The 15,554-nt window shown below is 32.0% G+C and carries 8 protein-coding genes; 4 read left to right on the forward strand and 4 right to left on the reverse strand.

All coding sequences use genetic code 11. The annotated features are described in order from the left end of the window. The first annotated feature begins 89 nt into the window (after positions 1–89). Positions 90–2,579 (forward strand): ribonucleoside-diphosphate reductase subunit alpha, encoded by a 2,490-nt coding sequence (locus L3X37_RS03280; protein ID WP_237238748.1) that lies wholly within the window; start codon positions 90–92, stop codon positions 2,577–2,579. 293 nt (positions 2,580–2,872) lie between these two features. Here L3X37_RS03280 and L3X37_RS03285 read toward each other — a convergent pair whose 3' ends face one another. Continuing rightward, positions 2,873–3,595 (reverse strand): DUF6503 family protein, encoded by a 723-nt coding sequence (locus tag L3X37_RS03285; protein ID WP_237238749.1) that lies wholly within the window; start codon positions 3,593–3,595, stop codon positions 2,873–2,875. Positions 3,596–3,845: 250 nt separating this feature from the next. Here L3X37_RS03285 and L3X37_RS03290 point away from each other — a divergent pair, with 250 nt between their 5' ends. Next, complete coding sequence (locus tag L3X37_RS03290; RefSeq protein WP_237238750.1) at positions 3,846–5,609, forward strand: Na/Pi cotransporter family protein; 1,764 nt, start codon at positions 3,846–3,848, stop codon at positions 5,607–5,609. 107 nt (positions 5,610–5,716) lie between these two features. Further along, on the forward strand, positions 5,717–8,197 hold the full coding sequence (locus L3X37_RS03295) for a TonB-dependent receptor (protein WP_237238751.1): 2,481 nt from the start codon (positions 5,717–5,719) through the stop codon (positions 8,195–8,197). A gap of 75 nt (positions 8,198–8,272) precedes the next feature. Here the strand turns inward: L3X37_RS03295 and L3X37_RS03300 are convergent, their stop codons facing one another. Next, entirely contained in the window at positions 8,273–10,582 is a 2,310-nt protein-coding gene (locus L3X37_RS03300) for an inorganic phosphate transporter (RefSeq protein ID WP_237238752.1), read from the reverse strand. Between the two features lie 67 nt (positions 10,583–10,649). Then, the gene (locus L3X37_RS03305) at positions 10,650–11,855 is read right to left on the reverse strand and encodes a porin (RefSeq protein ID WP_237238753.1); all 1,206 of its coding nucleotides are present in this window, start codon (positions 11,853–11,855) and stop codon (positions 10,650–10,652) included. A 396-nt stretch (positions 11,856–12,251) separates the two neighbouring features. Between L3X37_RS03305 and L3X37_RS03310 the strand changes: the two genes are divergently transcribed. Beyond that, positions 12,252–12,575, forward strand: coding sequence for a toxin-antitoxin system YwqK family antitoxin (locus L3X37_RS03310; protein ID WP_237238754.1), 324 nt, complete (start codon positions 12,252–12,254; stop codon positions 12,573–12,575). A 78-nt stretch (positions 12,576–12,653) separates the two neighbouring features. Here L3X37_RS03310 and L3X37_RS03315 read toward each other — a convergent pair whose 3' ends face one another. After that, positions 12,654–15,482, reverse strand: a complete 2,829-nt coding sequence (locus tag L3X37_RS03315; protein WP_237238755.1) for a TonB-dependent receptor — start codon at positions 15,480–15,482, stop codon at positions 12,654–12,656. Positions 15,483–15,554 lie beyond the last annotated feature (72 nt).

The raw sequence follows: 15,554 nt of genomic DNA on the forward strand, positions 1-15,554 counted from the left end.
GATTAACCACTAGTTTCAATTTTAGAACATCCAGCTAACCATTTTCTGAATTTGGTGGTTCAGAAAAAACTTAAAAACGTGTAAAAATTATGTATGTAGTAAAAAGAGACGGCAGAAAAGAGCAAGTAATGTTTGATAAAATTACCGCTAGGGTAAGAAAACTATGTTATGGCTTAAACGAATTAGTAGACCCATTAAAAGTAGCCATGAGAGTGATTGAAGGCTTGTACGATGGCGTTACTACCAGTGAGCTTGATAATCTTGCTGCAGAAGTTGCGGCTACTATGACAACTGCACATCCAGATTACGCACGTTTAGCGGCTAGAATTTCGGTCTCTAACTTACACAAAAACACCAAGAAAACCTTTAGCGAGGTAATGACCGATCTTTACACCTATGTAAACCCAAGAACCAATAAAAAAGCACCATTATTGTCTGATGAGGTTTACCAAGTTATTATGGATAATAAGGATAGATTAGACTCTACAATTATTTATAATCGCGATTTTGGGTACGACTATTTTGGATTTAAAACCTTAGAGCGTTCTTATTTATTAAAACTTAACGGAGAAATTGCAGAACGCCCGCAGCATATGCTTATGCGTGTTTCAATAGGTATTCATCTTAACGATTTAGATGCAGCCATAGAGACTTATGAGCTGATGTCCAAAAAATATTTTACACACGCTACACCAACCTTATTTAATTCGGGCACACCAAAACCACAAATGTCATCTTGTTTTCTTTTAACTATGAAGGAAGATAGTATTGATGGGATTTATGATACGCTAAAACAAACCGCAAAAATATCGCAATCTGCAGGTGGTATTGGGTTAGCAATACACAATGTACGAGCAACAGGAAGCTATATTGCAGGAACTAACGGTACATCAAATGGTATTGTGCCAATGCTTCAAGTATTTAACGATACAGCACGCTATGTAGATCAAGGCGGCGGAAAACGTAAAGGTAGTTTTGCTATTTATATTGAAACATGGCATGCTGATATTTTTGATTTTCTTGAATTAAAGAAAAACCATGGTAAAGAAGAAATGCGTGCGCGTGATTTATTTTATGCGATGTGGACATCGGATTTATTTATGAAACGTGTACAAGAAGATGCTCAATGGACCTTAATGTGCCCTAATGAGTGCCCAGGATTAGACGAAGTACATAGTGAAGCATTTGAAGCTTTATACACGAAATATGAAGCTGAAGGAAAAGGACGCAAAACCATTAAAGCGCGCGAGCTTTGGGAGAAAATTTTAGAATCTCAAATTGAAACAGGTACGCCATATATGTTGTACAAGGATGCAGCAAACCGCAAATCTAATCAACAAAATTTAGGTACTATCCGATCGTCAAACTTATGCACAGAGATTTTAGAATACACATCTCCAGACGAGGTTGCTGTTTGTAATTTAGCATCAATAGCCTTACCAATGTTTGTTAAAAATGGCACATTCGATCATAAAGAATTATTCCGTATTACAAAACGTGTAACTAAAAACTTAAATAGAGTTATTGATAGAAATTACTATCCTGTAAAAGAAGCAGAAAACTCAAATATGCGTCATCGTCCAATCGGGTTAGGTGTTCAAGGATTAGCAGATACGTTTATCCAATTACGTTTACCATTTACTAGTGATGAAGCAAAACAATTAAATCAAGATATTTTTGAAACCCTTTACTACGCCGCTGTAACAGCAAGTATGGAAGAAGCAAAAGCAGATGGTCCATATCAAACTTACGAAGGTTCTCCAATAAGCAAAGGCGAATTTCAGCATAATTTATGGGGATTAAAAGACGAAGAATTAAGCGGTAATTGGGATTGGGCAAAATTACGCAAGCAAGTACTTAAAAACGGTGTGCGTAACTCGCTGTTAGTAGCGCCAATGCCAACAGCATCAACGTCTCAAATTTTAGGCAACAATGAGTGTTTTGAGCCTTACACATCAAACATTTACACGCGCCGTGTATTATCAGGTGAGTTTATTGTTGTTAACAAACATTTATTAGAAGATTTAGTAGAGTTAGGGCTTTGGGATGATAACCTAAAGCAGGCTATAATGAGAGCAAATGGATCTATTCAACATATAGATGTTATTCCTCAAGATATAAAAGACCTTTACAAAACTGTTTGGGAGCTTAGTATGAAAGATATTATTGATATGTCTCGCCAACGTGGGTATTTTATTGACCAATCACAATCGCTTAACTTGTTCTTAGAAGGCGCTACAATGGCAAAATTAACATCAATGCATTTTTATGCATGGAAAAGTGGCTTAAAAACAGGCATGTATTACTTACGTACTAAGAGTGCTGTTGATGCTATTAAATTTACTTTAGACACTAAGAAAAAAGAAGAGCCTGTTCCTGAAACTGTTGAGGCAAATAATGCTGTAGTACAACAAGAAGAAGCTAAGAAAAAGAAGTTAGCAGCACAAAATGCCGCTAAATTTGCACAACAAAATAAACCAGAAGTAGAAGTTGAACCTATGAGTGCTGATGAAATGAAAGCACTTATTGCTCAAGCCAAAGCTGCAGAAGGAGACGATTGTTTAATGTGCGGATCTTAATTTTAAATTAATATCGATATTATTTAATTAATATTATAAAACCATCTCTCAATTGAGGTGGTTTTTTGCTTAAAACATTAATATTATTTTATGTTAATTTAGCTATATTTTTTAAATCTTGTAAATGTTGCTGCAGTGGCAGTTATGCTTGCCGTTTTGGTTGTTATGACAATGGATGCTATTATAGATTGGAGAACCATACTAATAGCTTTATTTTGTTGTTACCTTACTTTTGGAAAAAAATAGCAACAATGTGGATTATTCTTGTCGGAGCTATATTAGGGTGTTTACTACTACTTATTTAATATATCTGTCCCTAAATAACCATCATCTTTATTGTAATACCAAGCTCTGGTTTTAGGCATTTTAATACCGTTAATAATTTCTTCGTCGGTAAGTAAAATGTATTCTCCGCTATCTTTTTTAATAGAACCATTGTGGTCAGTTTTATAAAATTGATAGACTTCCATGGCATAAGTTTTTGGGTTAAAATAAAAATACCAAACATCCTTACCAACGGATGCTTCATAGGTGGCTTTTAATACTAAATAAGGTTTCCCTTTAAATGTTTTTTGTTCAACTTTTTCATGAATTATAGTGCCTTTGTCTTTAAGTTTCATAGGCAAACCATATAAATAGGTATAGTAATTTTTGTAAAGATTGGCACGTTCGCAACTTAAATTATGTGTTTTTAAAACCGCGTTTGATAAATTTGTTTTTCCGTTTAAACTTATTAAGCATTTATCTTTATTCAAATTATATTCAGAGATTATAGAATCTCTTTTTGTTTTTAAATAAAACTGCTCTTTGGGTAAATTAATAATGATTTTTGAAGTTCTATTAGAGTTTTTAGGAGATTCCATAGTAACATAAAGCGTATCGTTAAATGTTTTCCATTTATTTTGTGAGTCATGATATTTAATAGCTTTATCAAGCACATCTAATCCGCTAATTTGCTGGCTAAACGATAAAAAATTAAAAAGAAAGAGAACAGAAGCAGTAATTAAAATTCGCATAATATATGGTTCGTTTTTTTCCAAAATAAGAAATAAATAGAAGAAACTACTAAACTCCTTTTTTTGGATTTAAATTCTGAATCAATTAACTTAACAAAATTTTAAAAAATGTATAGTCGACAAACTAAATTATAAAGCATCCATAACTAATATTTTATACTTAAGTATGAGATTAAATGGATGTTCGTGTGACAGTTTTAAAACAATAATTATAAGCACATGAAATACGAATTTTATATTACTTTTTGGTATGATTAGAAAAACAATATTTTTTGCATTTTTAATCGTATTAGGTATTCTCCTTTTTGTTAATCCAAATTTTAAAGCAATTTCGGCTGGAGTTGCTATTTTACTTTTTGGAATGATAATGCTAGAAGAAGGTTTTAAAGTTTTTACCAAAGGACCACTTCAAAACATATTAAAAAAAGCGACTAATAAACTTTATAAAAGTATTACTGCCGGAGCTTTTGTTACAGCTTTAATTCAGTCTAGCTCATTAGTATCTGTAATTACTATTTCATTTATTAGTGCAGAGTTAATCACTTTAGCAGGAGGTATTGGGTTAATTTTTGGGTCTAATATTGGTACTACTGCTACAGCGTGGTTAGTGGCTGGTTTTGGACTAAAAATTAAGATTTCAGCATTGGCGATGCCTATGTTGGTTTTCGGAATTGTTTTTTCATTTCAAAAAAAACCAGCGCTAAAAGGCATTGGTAATGTTTTAGCAGGTTTAGGTTTTTTCTTTTTAGGCATTCATTACATGAAAGAAGGTTTTGATGTTTTTAAAGAGTATATCGATTTATCGCAATTTGCAGTTTCAGGTTTTTTAGGGGTGTTTATATATACAGGTTTAGGTATAATTATCACCACTATTTTACAATCTAGTAGTGCTACTTTAGCGTTAATTTTAACAGCACTTGCTGCAGGACAAATAGAATACGAAAACGCTCTAGCATTAGCCATAGGAGCTAATGTAGGCACAACAATTACTGCTGTTTTAGGTTCTTTAGGTTCTAATGCTGCAGGAAGAAGGTTGGCAGGAGCACATCTTATTTTTAATGTTATAACGGGTTTAATTGCTATAGTTTTTATTTATCCATTGGCTAGATTGGTAAATAATTTATCCGAATTTATGCAAATAGTAAACACCAATTACGTATTAAAGTTAGCATTATTTCATACTATTTTTAATGTTATAGGTGTTGTAATTATGATTCCTTTTATTAAAAAACTAGAACATTTATTATTAAGAATAGTTAAAGCAAGACCAGATTCGGATAAAGATGTAGATGAACCAAAATACTTAAATCCAGCGGCATTAAAATTCTCTGGGACTGCAATTTCTACTTTAGTTAAAGAATCGAAATATCTTTATAAAAACAGCATTTTTGAAATTGTCTCGCATGCTTTAAATATTCATAGGGAAGACATAAAATCTGATGAAAAGGTAAAGGAAATCATAAAGAAATCTGATACGGATTTTAAAACAGATATTGAAGATTTATACTACACTAAGGTTAAAAATATTTATGGTGAGATAATTAGATATGCCACAACTGCAGAAAGTGATTTAAAACTAAATAAAAAACAAGTTAAAGCAATTTCGGATATAAAAATAGCTAATATAAAAATGGTTGAAATTGTAAAAGAGGCTAAAGAATTAAACAAAAATATTGCCCAGGCTTTAACTACAGATAACAAGTATATGCGTGATGAATATAATAATTTTAGAAAAAAATTAACAAAAGTATTGAGAGTTATATATTTATTTAGAACAGAAGAGAATTATAAAGATTATGAGTTAAAACTTAAAGAGTTAAAAAAAGACGCCAAAGCAAATAAAAGGCACAGTAATAAATCTATTGATAAATTAATAAGAAAGAATTTAATAACTGCAGAAATGGCGTCATCATTATTTAATGATTATACCAACGTAAATGATATGATTAAAAAGTTAATAGAGGTAGCAGAGCTACTCTACACAAAACACGATTCATTATTAGATAACTCATAAGATTAATTTTTATAGAAATACTCAGAAAGAGTAAGCTTTTATTATTTAGATTTGCATTCGAAAAAAATACGTAGTAAAAATAAAATCAATGTATTTATAAAGAACTAATGATGCCATCGAAAATTAAGAGTTTTACTTTCCTTATTTTATTTAGTTTTAATACTTATCTAAGTATTGCCCAGATACAAGGAAGATTAGTTGAAGAACAAAATCAACCTTTAGAATATGCAACAGCAGCCTTATATAAACTTGAAAATAGCGAATTAGTTACTGGAGTAATTTCAAACGAAAAAGGTGTTTTTGAAATTGAGAATATAAAAAGAGGCACCTATTACATAGAGGCTTCTTTTTTAGGATACGAAAAAAAACGAATAAATAATATTGTTGTAAAATCTAAGGGTCAAAAAATTGATTTGGGGACAATTCAGCTGGTGTTGGGCACACAACTAAATGAAGTGGTTTTACACGCAGAACGTAATACTGTTATAAACAAAATTGATAGGCAAGTATTCGAAGCTTCAAAATTTAAAAGTGCCCATGGCGGATCAGGAATTGATGTGATAAAAAATTTGCCATCAGTAAGTGTGGATAGCCAAGGTGAAATTAGCGTACGAGGGAGTACTGGGTTTGTAGTATTACTAAACGGTAAGCCTATACAAGGAGATGCAAGCAATTTAATAGCGCAATTACCAGCTAATGCCATTCAAAAAGTTGAGGTAATTACTGCACCATCAGCTAAATATGACCCAGAAGGAAAAGCAGGAATTATAAATATTTTAACTAACAAAGGCGCTGCAAATGGAGCCTTTGGTCTGGTAAATATCAAAGGAGGATTACCTTCTTTTGAAACTTACGGTAATGATGTATCTCACAAACGCCATGGTATTGATGCTACTTATAATCTTAGAACTGATAAATGGAATATTTCTTTAGGTGCAAATTATCAAAGAAATGATTTAGGCGGAAGACGAGAAGGAGATGTATTTACAATTCTAAATAATACTAAAACACAATTCCCATCAGTTGGGGAGCGTAGTTTTGATGAAACTAATTATAGCGGACGTTTTACTGTCGATTTTATACCAAATACATCAGATAACTTTTCTTTTGGTTTTTTTGCAGGAAAACGCAGTAAAGCACGATTGGCGGATATTGTGTATTTTGACAATCATTCGGTAACTCCAGCAGATAGCAATAATAGAAATTATACATTTCAGTATTTTAATCATAATTTAAGAGAACGTAGAGGTGATTTTGTATTAGGAAGTTTAGACTGGACACATAGTTTTACTGATGCCTCAGAATTATCAGCATCTTTTCTATACGAATACACTTTATTAGGCGGACCAACAGTAAATCAAAATTTAGGAGAACCAGACCGATCTATTTTATATCAAGATGAATTTAACACCAATGATAATCCTCTACACGGTGCGCGTTTTCAGTTAGATTACAAATTTAAACCTTTCGATTTTGGAATTTTAGAAACGGGTTATCAATACAGAGATTTATCACATACTGGTGATTTTGTATATGAAAGACGTACAGATTTTAATAACGAATTTGAGTTGGTTCCAGAATTTTCAAGTGAAGTAGATTTAGAGCGAACTATTCACTCAGGATACCTACAGCTTTCAGGTAAAAAGGGAAAATGGGAATATGCTGCAGGCTCTAGATTGGAAATTATGGACAGGTCTTTCAGATTAAAAGATAAAACAAACACAGTTGACGAGACGTTAATTTATGATTTTGTAAAACTATATCCTTCAGCATCTATTCAATATGAAATTAATGAAAAAACTAAAATTAAGGCGGCTTACAGTAAGCGTGTAGAACGCAATTCTACATTTAAAATGAATCCGTTTGCCGAACGCGAGCATTCTGAAACTTTAGAGCAAGGTGATAAAAATTTAAGACCAGAATTTATTGATTTGGTGGAGTTAGGAATTACAAAAGATTTAAAAGGGGGTAATTCGGTTTTTGCAACAGGCTATTTTAGACATGTAGATAATGTGGTAAACCGTGTTAATACGATTTATAATGATACTATTTTAAATAGAATATATTCTAATGTTGGAAACGCAAAAGCCATTGGTTTAGAGGTAGGTACAGAATTAAAGCTTGCAAAAAACTGGAGTAATTTTGTTGGCGCAAATATTTATAATTACAGTATTGATGGAAGTTTTGATAACCGAGTAATCGATAATGATGCTACAATATATTCTATTAACTTGAACTCAACATGGCGTTTTTGGGATAATGCTTCGTTACAATTTACTTTTAATTATTTATCAGATAGAAATACAGCACAAGGTGAAGATTCTCGATTTTACGCACCAAACCTGACGTTTCAAAAATCATTTATGAATGATAGGTTAACAGCAACGCTGCAATGGCAGAATATAGATTTAGGGCTTTTAAACACCAACGAGCAACAGATTACAACGTTTAGACGTAACGAGTTTTTTACTACTACCAATTATATTTATGAAGTAGATATGATAATACTTAATCTATCTTACACTTTTAAAAAAGGGAGTAATAAATCAAAGTTTATTGATAGTGAATTTGGTAAGAAAGAATTCTAAATTAAGATGTAGCTAAATAAAAAGGCACGGAAGAAAAATTTTTCTTCCGTGCCTTTTTAGAATATAGATTAAATTTTACTCTTCTTTAACCGCACTATTTCCAGGCTCAATACCCTCATCCGCAACATTTATAGTTGCAGGTTCAACAGATGCATCATGTGAGTTATAATACTCTTCTAAAAGATTCATAGTTGCAGTTAATAAATCTTTGGTTTCAGTTAACAAACCAAAATATAAACTTGTATTTTTTGGGCTAGATTCTTCAGTACGTGTTCTTGCAACTTGCTTTACAATTTTATCGGTTACCAAAGCAAAGACTTCCTTTTTACGATTAATAATTTCACCAATTTGATCGAAAGAGTGCGAGTTGAAAGCTTCTTTAGTTTCTGTAAATAAAGTTTCTAAGGCGTTATCTATTTCCTTGAGCTCCTTAATCTGACTAAATTTCAACTTCTTATGATTATTATTAATATGTTTATGGCTTACTTTAGAAATGTATTCTAAAGATTGCACGATATCTTCTAAGTAGCCTAAAATGTTAATGTAAAAACTGCTTGCTCTTAAACTGGTTTCATCTAAATTTTTAATAAAATAAAAAATATTATCACGTAAATTATCTACTTCATCAGATAGTTTTGCTACCTGTTTTTTATTCTTTTTAAGTAATGTTAAGTCTTGCTTACTTAAACCTGTTATAGCATTAGAGTAAATTCTGCTTCCTCGTTTTACTACGTTAGCAATATTGTCTGCACTTTCGATTATAACACCCTGTACAGAGCTGCTTCCAGTGTCTTTTAAGCTATCCTCATCTAAAGATTTTATAGAACTATTCTTATGTGATTTGTAGTTTCTATATAATAAGAAAGCAGTAATTAATAATAAGATTGGAGTCATTACTTGAGGATTCCAGTTTATTAAAAACACTACTGTACCGGCAGCAACAAAAGCTCCAATAGCAGTACCAAACCAGCCACCTATTACATTTAATACACCAGCTACTCTATAAACAGCACTTTCTCTTCCCCAAGCACGATCTGCTAAAGAGGTTCCCATGGCTACCATAAATGTTACATAGGTTGTAGATAATGGTAATTTCATTGACGTTGCTATAGCAATTAATACACCCGCTACCATAAGATTTACAGAGGCTCTAATCATATCAAAAGCAGGCGCATCAATACTTTGATCTTTTGTTAAATGTATGCTTGGTTTTTTAAAACTATTATTAATACTATTTTGTAAAGAATTTGGTATAATAATACTAAAATAACGAGATAAATCTGATGAGCCTTTCACCAAGGCTCTAGATAATAAATTAGGTTCAAATTTTTCGTGAGTTTCACTTTGTCTAGATAAGCTTATTTCTGTTTCAGCAACAGTTTTTGCTTTTTTAGAAAACCACAAAGTAAGTACCATAATAGTACCCGCAATAAACAATAATAATGGCTCTGCAGGCACTTTTTTGTCTAATACTGCCATAGACATTGCAGTATCCATTCCACCAGATACCCAAGCTTCGTAGGAGTGGTAAGCAGCCATTGGTACTCCAATAAAATTAACTAAATCGTTACCAGAAAAGGCTAAGGCTAAACCAAAAGTTCCTATAGCTATAACTACTAATAGCACTGTTTTTCTGGTTAGTTTCTCAAAAATAAATGAAAACAAGGTCCAGAAAGCAAAACTGCCCAGAATAATAAACACCTCGTTACCTTCTAGTAATCCCTTTAGTTCTTTATAGTAAGGCGTGCCTTTAAGACCTTTTAAGAAAATAAAATATGTGATTGCGGTTAGTGCTACACCACCAAAAATAATTCCGAAATTTTTTATTTTTTTCTCATAATTAAATGTAAAAATAACACGAGACACCCATTGTACAACAGCACCAACTGTAAAGGCGATTAAGACCGATAGTAAAATGCCAAAAATAATTTCTGAAGCTTTTTTAGTATTTATATAACTGCTTAAATCTGCAAATGTTTGCGTGTCTGAAGCGCCTATTTTAATTAAGGACATTACAACTGCTGCTCCAAGTAAATTAAACACAATAGAAACCGTTGTAGATGTTGGTAAACCTAAAGTATTAAAAAAATCTAGAAGTAAAATATCTGTTATCATTACTGCCATGAAAATGAGCATAATCTCCCCAAATTCAAATTGCGCAGGAACAAATATTCCTTTACGAGCTACTTCCATCATGCCACTAGAAAAAACCGCTCCAATAAAAATACCCAAGCTAGCAACTATCATAATTGTTCTTAAAGAAAGTACTTTAGAACCAATGGCAGAATTTAAGAAGTTAATAGCATCGTTGCTTACGCCAACAATAATATCAGCAACAGCTAATACTGTAATGGCAATTAACATAAATAAATACATATTTTCCATAATATCTTAATTTGTTTTGCAAATATCTAGACTTTTTGGTCTATAATGTTACGTTAATGTTATTTTTTTAAAAGTGAAAATCGAATCCTAATCTAAATGTAATATTATCTTCATTTCCATCAACAGATGTATAGCTTATATCACTTTGTACTTTTAATTTATGTCCATGGACAAACTTATTTAAACCTAAAGTGTATTGCTTTACAGGAAGTGCATTAGTTATAGTTTCATAATCTATATTTGTATATCTTCCAGCTACCTCAAAATTACTTTCAAATAAATAACCTGCTTGTAAGTTTAATGCATTACCTGTTAAAACCACATCTCCAGTTGGTGTTATACCATCTAATTCTGTAGCAATTTCATTGTCAGCAGTACGTTTTGCATATTCGCCCATAAACGAGAATCCATTATGTTTATACATAGCATCAACAAATATAGTAGTTTGATCGGTTTCGTAAATAGAACCATCTGTTCTAATCATATAATCACCAGCAAAACCTCTTTCTCTAACCGCATTTTCGTTAAAGTTATATGTAAATGTTAGTGATAACTTTGGCTTTTCTTCTCTTTTTAAATCAGAAGCACTATAATCGCCTTTAGATTCAAAGGCTCCAAAAGGTAATAATTCTAAACGACCTGTGTATTGTAAACCACCTTCATTACCTTCAGTTACATTCCTTCCTTCTCCTTGTGAAAGGGCTACTTTCTCACGTATTAAAAAATTATCGCCTAAATAAAATTTATGGCGTAATTGAATACCAATATCACGGTCTAAAGTAAAACGACTGTTAAGTAAAGAACGATCTATAAGTTGTAGATTACCAGATGATATAACACGTTCTACGTTACCAGGCAATTTAGTTTGTCCTGCCCAAAGCTCCCAGTTTTTTGCAAAGTGCCACATTAAAACGGCATCAAGGATGTAACGTGGGGTATTTCGATTAAATTGATTTCCACCAGATAAATCCCTATTGGAAAGTCCTAATTCTATCTTATATTTTAATTTTGGACTGTAAGCAAAACCATCAAATTTTAAACGAGCACGACGAATAATAAAATTGTGTTCTGGACTACCATATTGATCGCCGTCATGATCCCACGATGATATATATCGCATTTGAAAACGAGGTGCAAATTTTATACTAAAAGAACTGTCTTTTGCAGTAAAATTAATTAATCCTTTACCAAATTTGGTGTCGCTAATTTCTTGTGAATAAAGTGGTGATAATGCTAAAAAAGCAATAACTGCCAGTGTGAATTTAAGTTTCATTATAGTTTTATTAGTTTTTGTCGCTGCAAATAACTAAAACCAATGTTAACTTAATGTTTCCTAATAATTAATTTTAAAACAAAAGAGACTGCCTTGGATAAGGCAGCCTCATTAGAAATCATAATAATGTAGTCGACAAAAACTAATTGATTATAATGAAATACTAATTGTTTGTCTTAAGACATGGTAAATATCAAGGTTTAAGTTAATGCGAATGTAACTCTAATATTAATTTATTATTAAGCTTTCCAATGTTAAATCTTTAGCGGCAATGTTTTTATAAAAACCTAATAATCAATTTATTACAATTACAATGTTAATTTAGTGTTAAGTCAAGGTTGTTTTAATGTTATGCGATTTGTATCTTTGAATTATAATGTTTAAAACCCCATAATTATGAAGAAATTAATTTTATTACTTTTCACCTTTTTAATTACTGTGGTATCTTTTGCTCAAGACAAGCAAAAGAGAGATTTAAAGCTCAATAAAGAAACCAACTTAATTGATGTGGTTTATTATCATGATGATGGTACTGTTAGCCAAACAGGATCGTTTACTGCTGATGGTAAATTACATGGTAAGTGGTTAAGCTTTAACACAGCAGGTGAAAAAATCGTTTCTGCAAATTATGATAATGGTAAAAAAGTCGGCAAATGGATTCATTGGATTGAAGGCAAAAAAAAGGTAGTTAACTATGACAATAATGTTGCTTCCTTATGACTTGATTCTAATTTTGAAATAAAAAAATCGTCTAAAATTATTTAGGCGATTTTTTTGTTTTATGTATTTTAGTAAAGATTAAAACTTGTAAGCATAGCCTATGGAAAACTCTGTTCCAGGTTCTCTTAAAGAAAACACTTTGTCTTCAGCTCTAAAAGATTGATAAACGCTTTCTCTTTCAGCTCCTAAAATATTAGAAATTTTTATATCTATTGAAGATTTTTTGTCTTCTCCAAAAGATTTATTTAGTGTAAAGTTTAAACTTTCAAAAGGTATAGTAAATACATCAGGTACACCTCCTAAACCAACAACTTCTAGTGTTTTACCTTGCATATTAAAAAACAAGCCTGTTTGTAATCCCATTTCTTCATTAGAATAATTTAGGCTAGTATTTATTAAGAAAGGCGATTGCCCTTGCAGGTTTCTTTTCCTATCAATAGTTTCACCAGTTCTAGCGTTAGCTTGTCTTGAGTTAAACTCTTCATCAGACATGGTTAACTCAGATTCTGTAACAGAGGCATTTAAAGAGAATTTTAAGTTTGTTAAGCTTTCAGCAATAAATCCTAAATTTTTTCTAAACTCTACTTCAGCGCCATAAACCTTTGCACTACCCAAATTTCCAATTGTTAACTGAGTTGGAGCAGAAGCAAAGAATGATTTTTCGAGAGGATCTGTAAAGTCTTTATAAAACCCACTAATGGCAAACATTTGTCCAGCATCGCCAAAATTCTCAAACCTTAAATCGAGGTTGTTTATATAAGTTGGTTTTAAATCAATATTACCAATAAATAATCGATCTGTTATGGGATCAAATATTTGCGATAAAGAAGCCTCTTTAAAAGAAGGTCTTGCAGTAGTTCTATAATAAGAGGTGCGAATATTGGATTTTTCGGTAACCGCATAAATAAAGTTTGCTGAAGGAAATAAATCATATTCATCTAGTACTTTAAATCTATTATATAATATAACACCATCTTGCCCTGTGTAATACGATGTAAAAGCCTCAGCCCTTAGTCCTAAAATAGACTTTAAGTTTTCAGTAATATTAAATTCGTTAGAAATATAGGTTGAAGAAATATGCTGTTCTCCTTCATAGGCATCGTTAGGATTAAAGATGTCTCCAGAAATAAGGTAGGTGCCTTTAGTATTATCTCTATTCCAAATGTTTTCTGGTAATAGTAAATTATTAGGGTTGCCATTAGCAACTGGTGTACCATTATTATCAAAAGTCCAGTCATCAACACTAAAATCTCTAAACTTATAAGTGTGACCACCTCCAAATTTTACTTTAGCAGGTTTTCCAAATAATTCATATTTTTTACTAAAATCTAGCTTACCAGCCCAATTTTCTTCTTGTAAAAAACGCCAAATACGAATAGGGAATGTAGCAGCAGATGCACTAATAAAATATTCGCCTGTTTGCGATTGCTGTAATGGCGTTACTCTATGATCTAAATCGTGTACTTTTGAAATTGTAGGAGATAATTTCCAGTCTAAACTCCAATCGTTATCTGTTCCAAATGAATGTTCTCCATTTAAAAGGACATTGGTTACTGAGCGCTCTGTGTAAGTAATAGCATCTTTTGTTAATGGCTCGAAGCCAGATCCAGATCCAGGCCCACCTTGTGCTACAAGCTGGTTAAAGAAACCACCTGCGGATTCGCCATTTTGAATATGCAATACATTAACTTTATATTTTGAATTTTGGGTTTTAAATGTAAGACCAACAAGACCATTTACAAGGACATTGTTTATACCTTCGCTACCAGTTGAAATTCTATCAGTAACTAATTGATTGTTTGATCTATCATTAGCATCAATAGAGAATGCACCGTCTAGACGATTTTCGTAAAACGTAGTACTGTTCTTATACGAAAACGATGCTAAATACCCTAACTTATTATTTTCTCCAACTTCAAACTGATCGCCTAATGTAAAACCAAAATCAAAATTTGGATTACTAGTGGTCTCTTTAGCTCTTAACTCACTATCAAAACGTCCAGTAAGTGTAGTTAATAAGCCTCGGTTATCAAAAGTCCCAGGAATGTTTTGGTACCTATGTATAGGTCTGTTTCTTGAGTTATCATCATATCCCCAAAAATCAGTACTGCTAGCTGTTCCATTTAAGTAGTTGTCTTTACCATGCATACTCGGGTTAAAACCTGCGCCAAGTGCTATAGAAGCTTCAAATTTTGTTGGAAAATCCTTTGTAACTATATCAACAACACCTCCCGTAAAGTCTGCAGGATATTCGGCAGCAGCAGATTTAATTACTATTATATTATCTAAGATGTTTGTTGGAAAAATATCCATTTGAATAGTATTTCTGTCTGGATCTAAACCAGGAATATCTACACCGTTTAAAGTAGATTTGGTATACCGGTCTCCAAGTCCTCTAACATATACATATTTACCACCTTCAACCGAAACTCCAGGCACACTTTTTACAGCGCTAGCTAAGTTACCTGCTCCGCTAGATTTTATACTTTGTGCTGATAAACCATCTAAAAGGGTGACAGATTTTTTTTGCATGTTTAAAACAGCATTTTCTGTATTTCTCTTAGCACTTGTAGTGATAATTATTTCGTCTAAGGCGTTAGATTTTAAAATAACATCTAAATTTATGACTTGCCCAGATTTAATAATAACATCACTTATTTCTTTGGATTGATAACCTACAAAAGAAAAAATAAGAGTATAGGTGCCTTGATCTAGATTTAACTGATATTTTCCCTCAAAATCTGAAGTAGCGCCCGTTGTAGTTCCTTTCACTAAAATATTGGCAAATGCCATAGGCTCATTGTTATATTCGCCATCAAGTATATTTCCAGCTACGGTCCCTGTTTGTGCATTAACATTAATGCATGTGATAAAAAATAGTGTAAGAACTATATAAATATTTTTCATGGATGTAATTTGTAAACTACTGCTTGCCCTTAACCAAGACAAGCAGTAGTACATTTTTTATAAAATTTACTG

The sequence above is a fragment of the Wocania arenilitoris genome (assembly GCF_021728535.1).
GTDB classification, from domain to species: Bacteria; Bacteroidota; Bacteroidia; order Flavobacteriales; family Flavobacteriaceae; genus Wocania_A; species Wocania_A arenilitoris.

Coding starts and splice junctions, on each gene's coding strand:
- L3X37_RS03290 (WP_237238750.1), top strand. CDS start 3,846: ATGATTAGAAAAACAATATTTTTTGCATTTTTAATCGTATTAGGTATT.
- L3X37_RS03310 (WP_237238754.1), top strand. CDS start 12,252: ATGAAGAAATTAATTTTATTACTTTTCACCTTTTTAATTACTGTGGTA.
- L3X37_RS03300 (WP_237238752.1), bottom strand. CDS start 10,582: ATGGAAAATATGTATTTATTTATGTTAATTGCCATTACAGTATTAGCT.
- L3X37_RS03280 (WP_237238748.1), top strand. CDS start 90: ATGTATGTAGTAAAAAGAGACGGCAGAAAAGAGCAAGTAATGTTTGAT.
- L3X37_RS03285 (WP_237238749.1), bottom strand. CDS start 3,595: ATGCGAATTTTAATTACTGCTTCTGTTCTCTTTCTTTTTAATTTTTTA.
- L3X37_RS03305 (WP_237238753.1), bottom strand. CDS start 11,855: ATGAAACTTAAATTCACACTGGCAGTTATTGCTTTTTTAGCATTATCA.
- L3X37_RS03315 (WP_237238755.1), bottom strand. CDS start 15,482: ATGAAAAATATTTATATAGTTCTTACACTATTTTTTATCACATGCATT.
- L3X37_RS03295 (WP_237238751.1), top strand. CDS start 5,717: ATGATGCCATCGAAAATTAAGAGTTTTACTTTCCTTATTTTATTTAGT.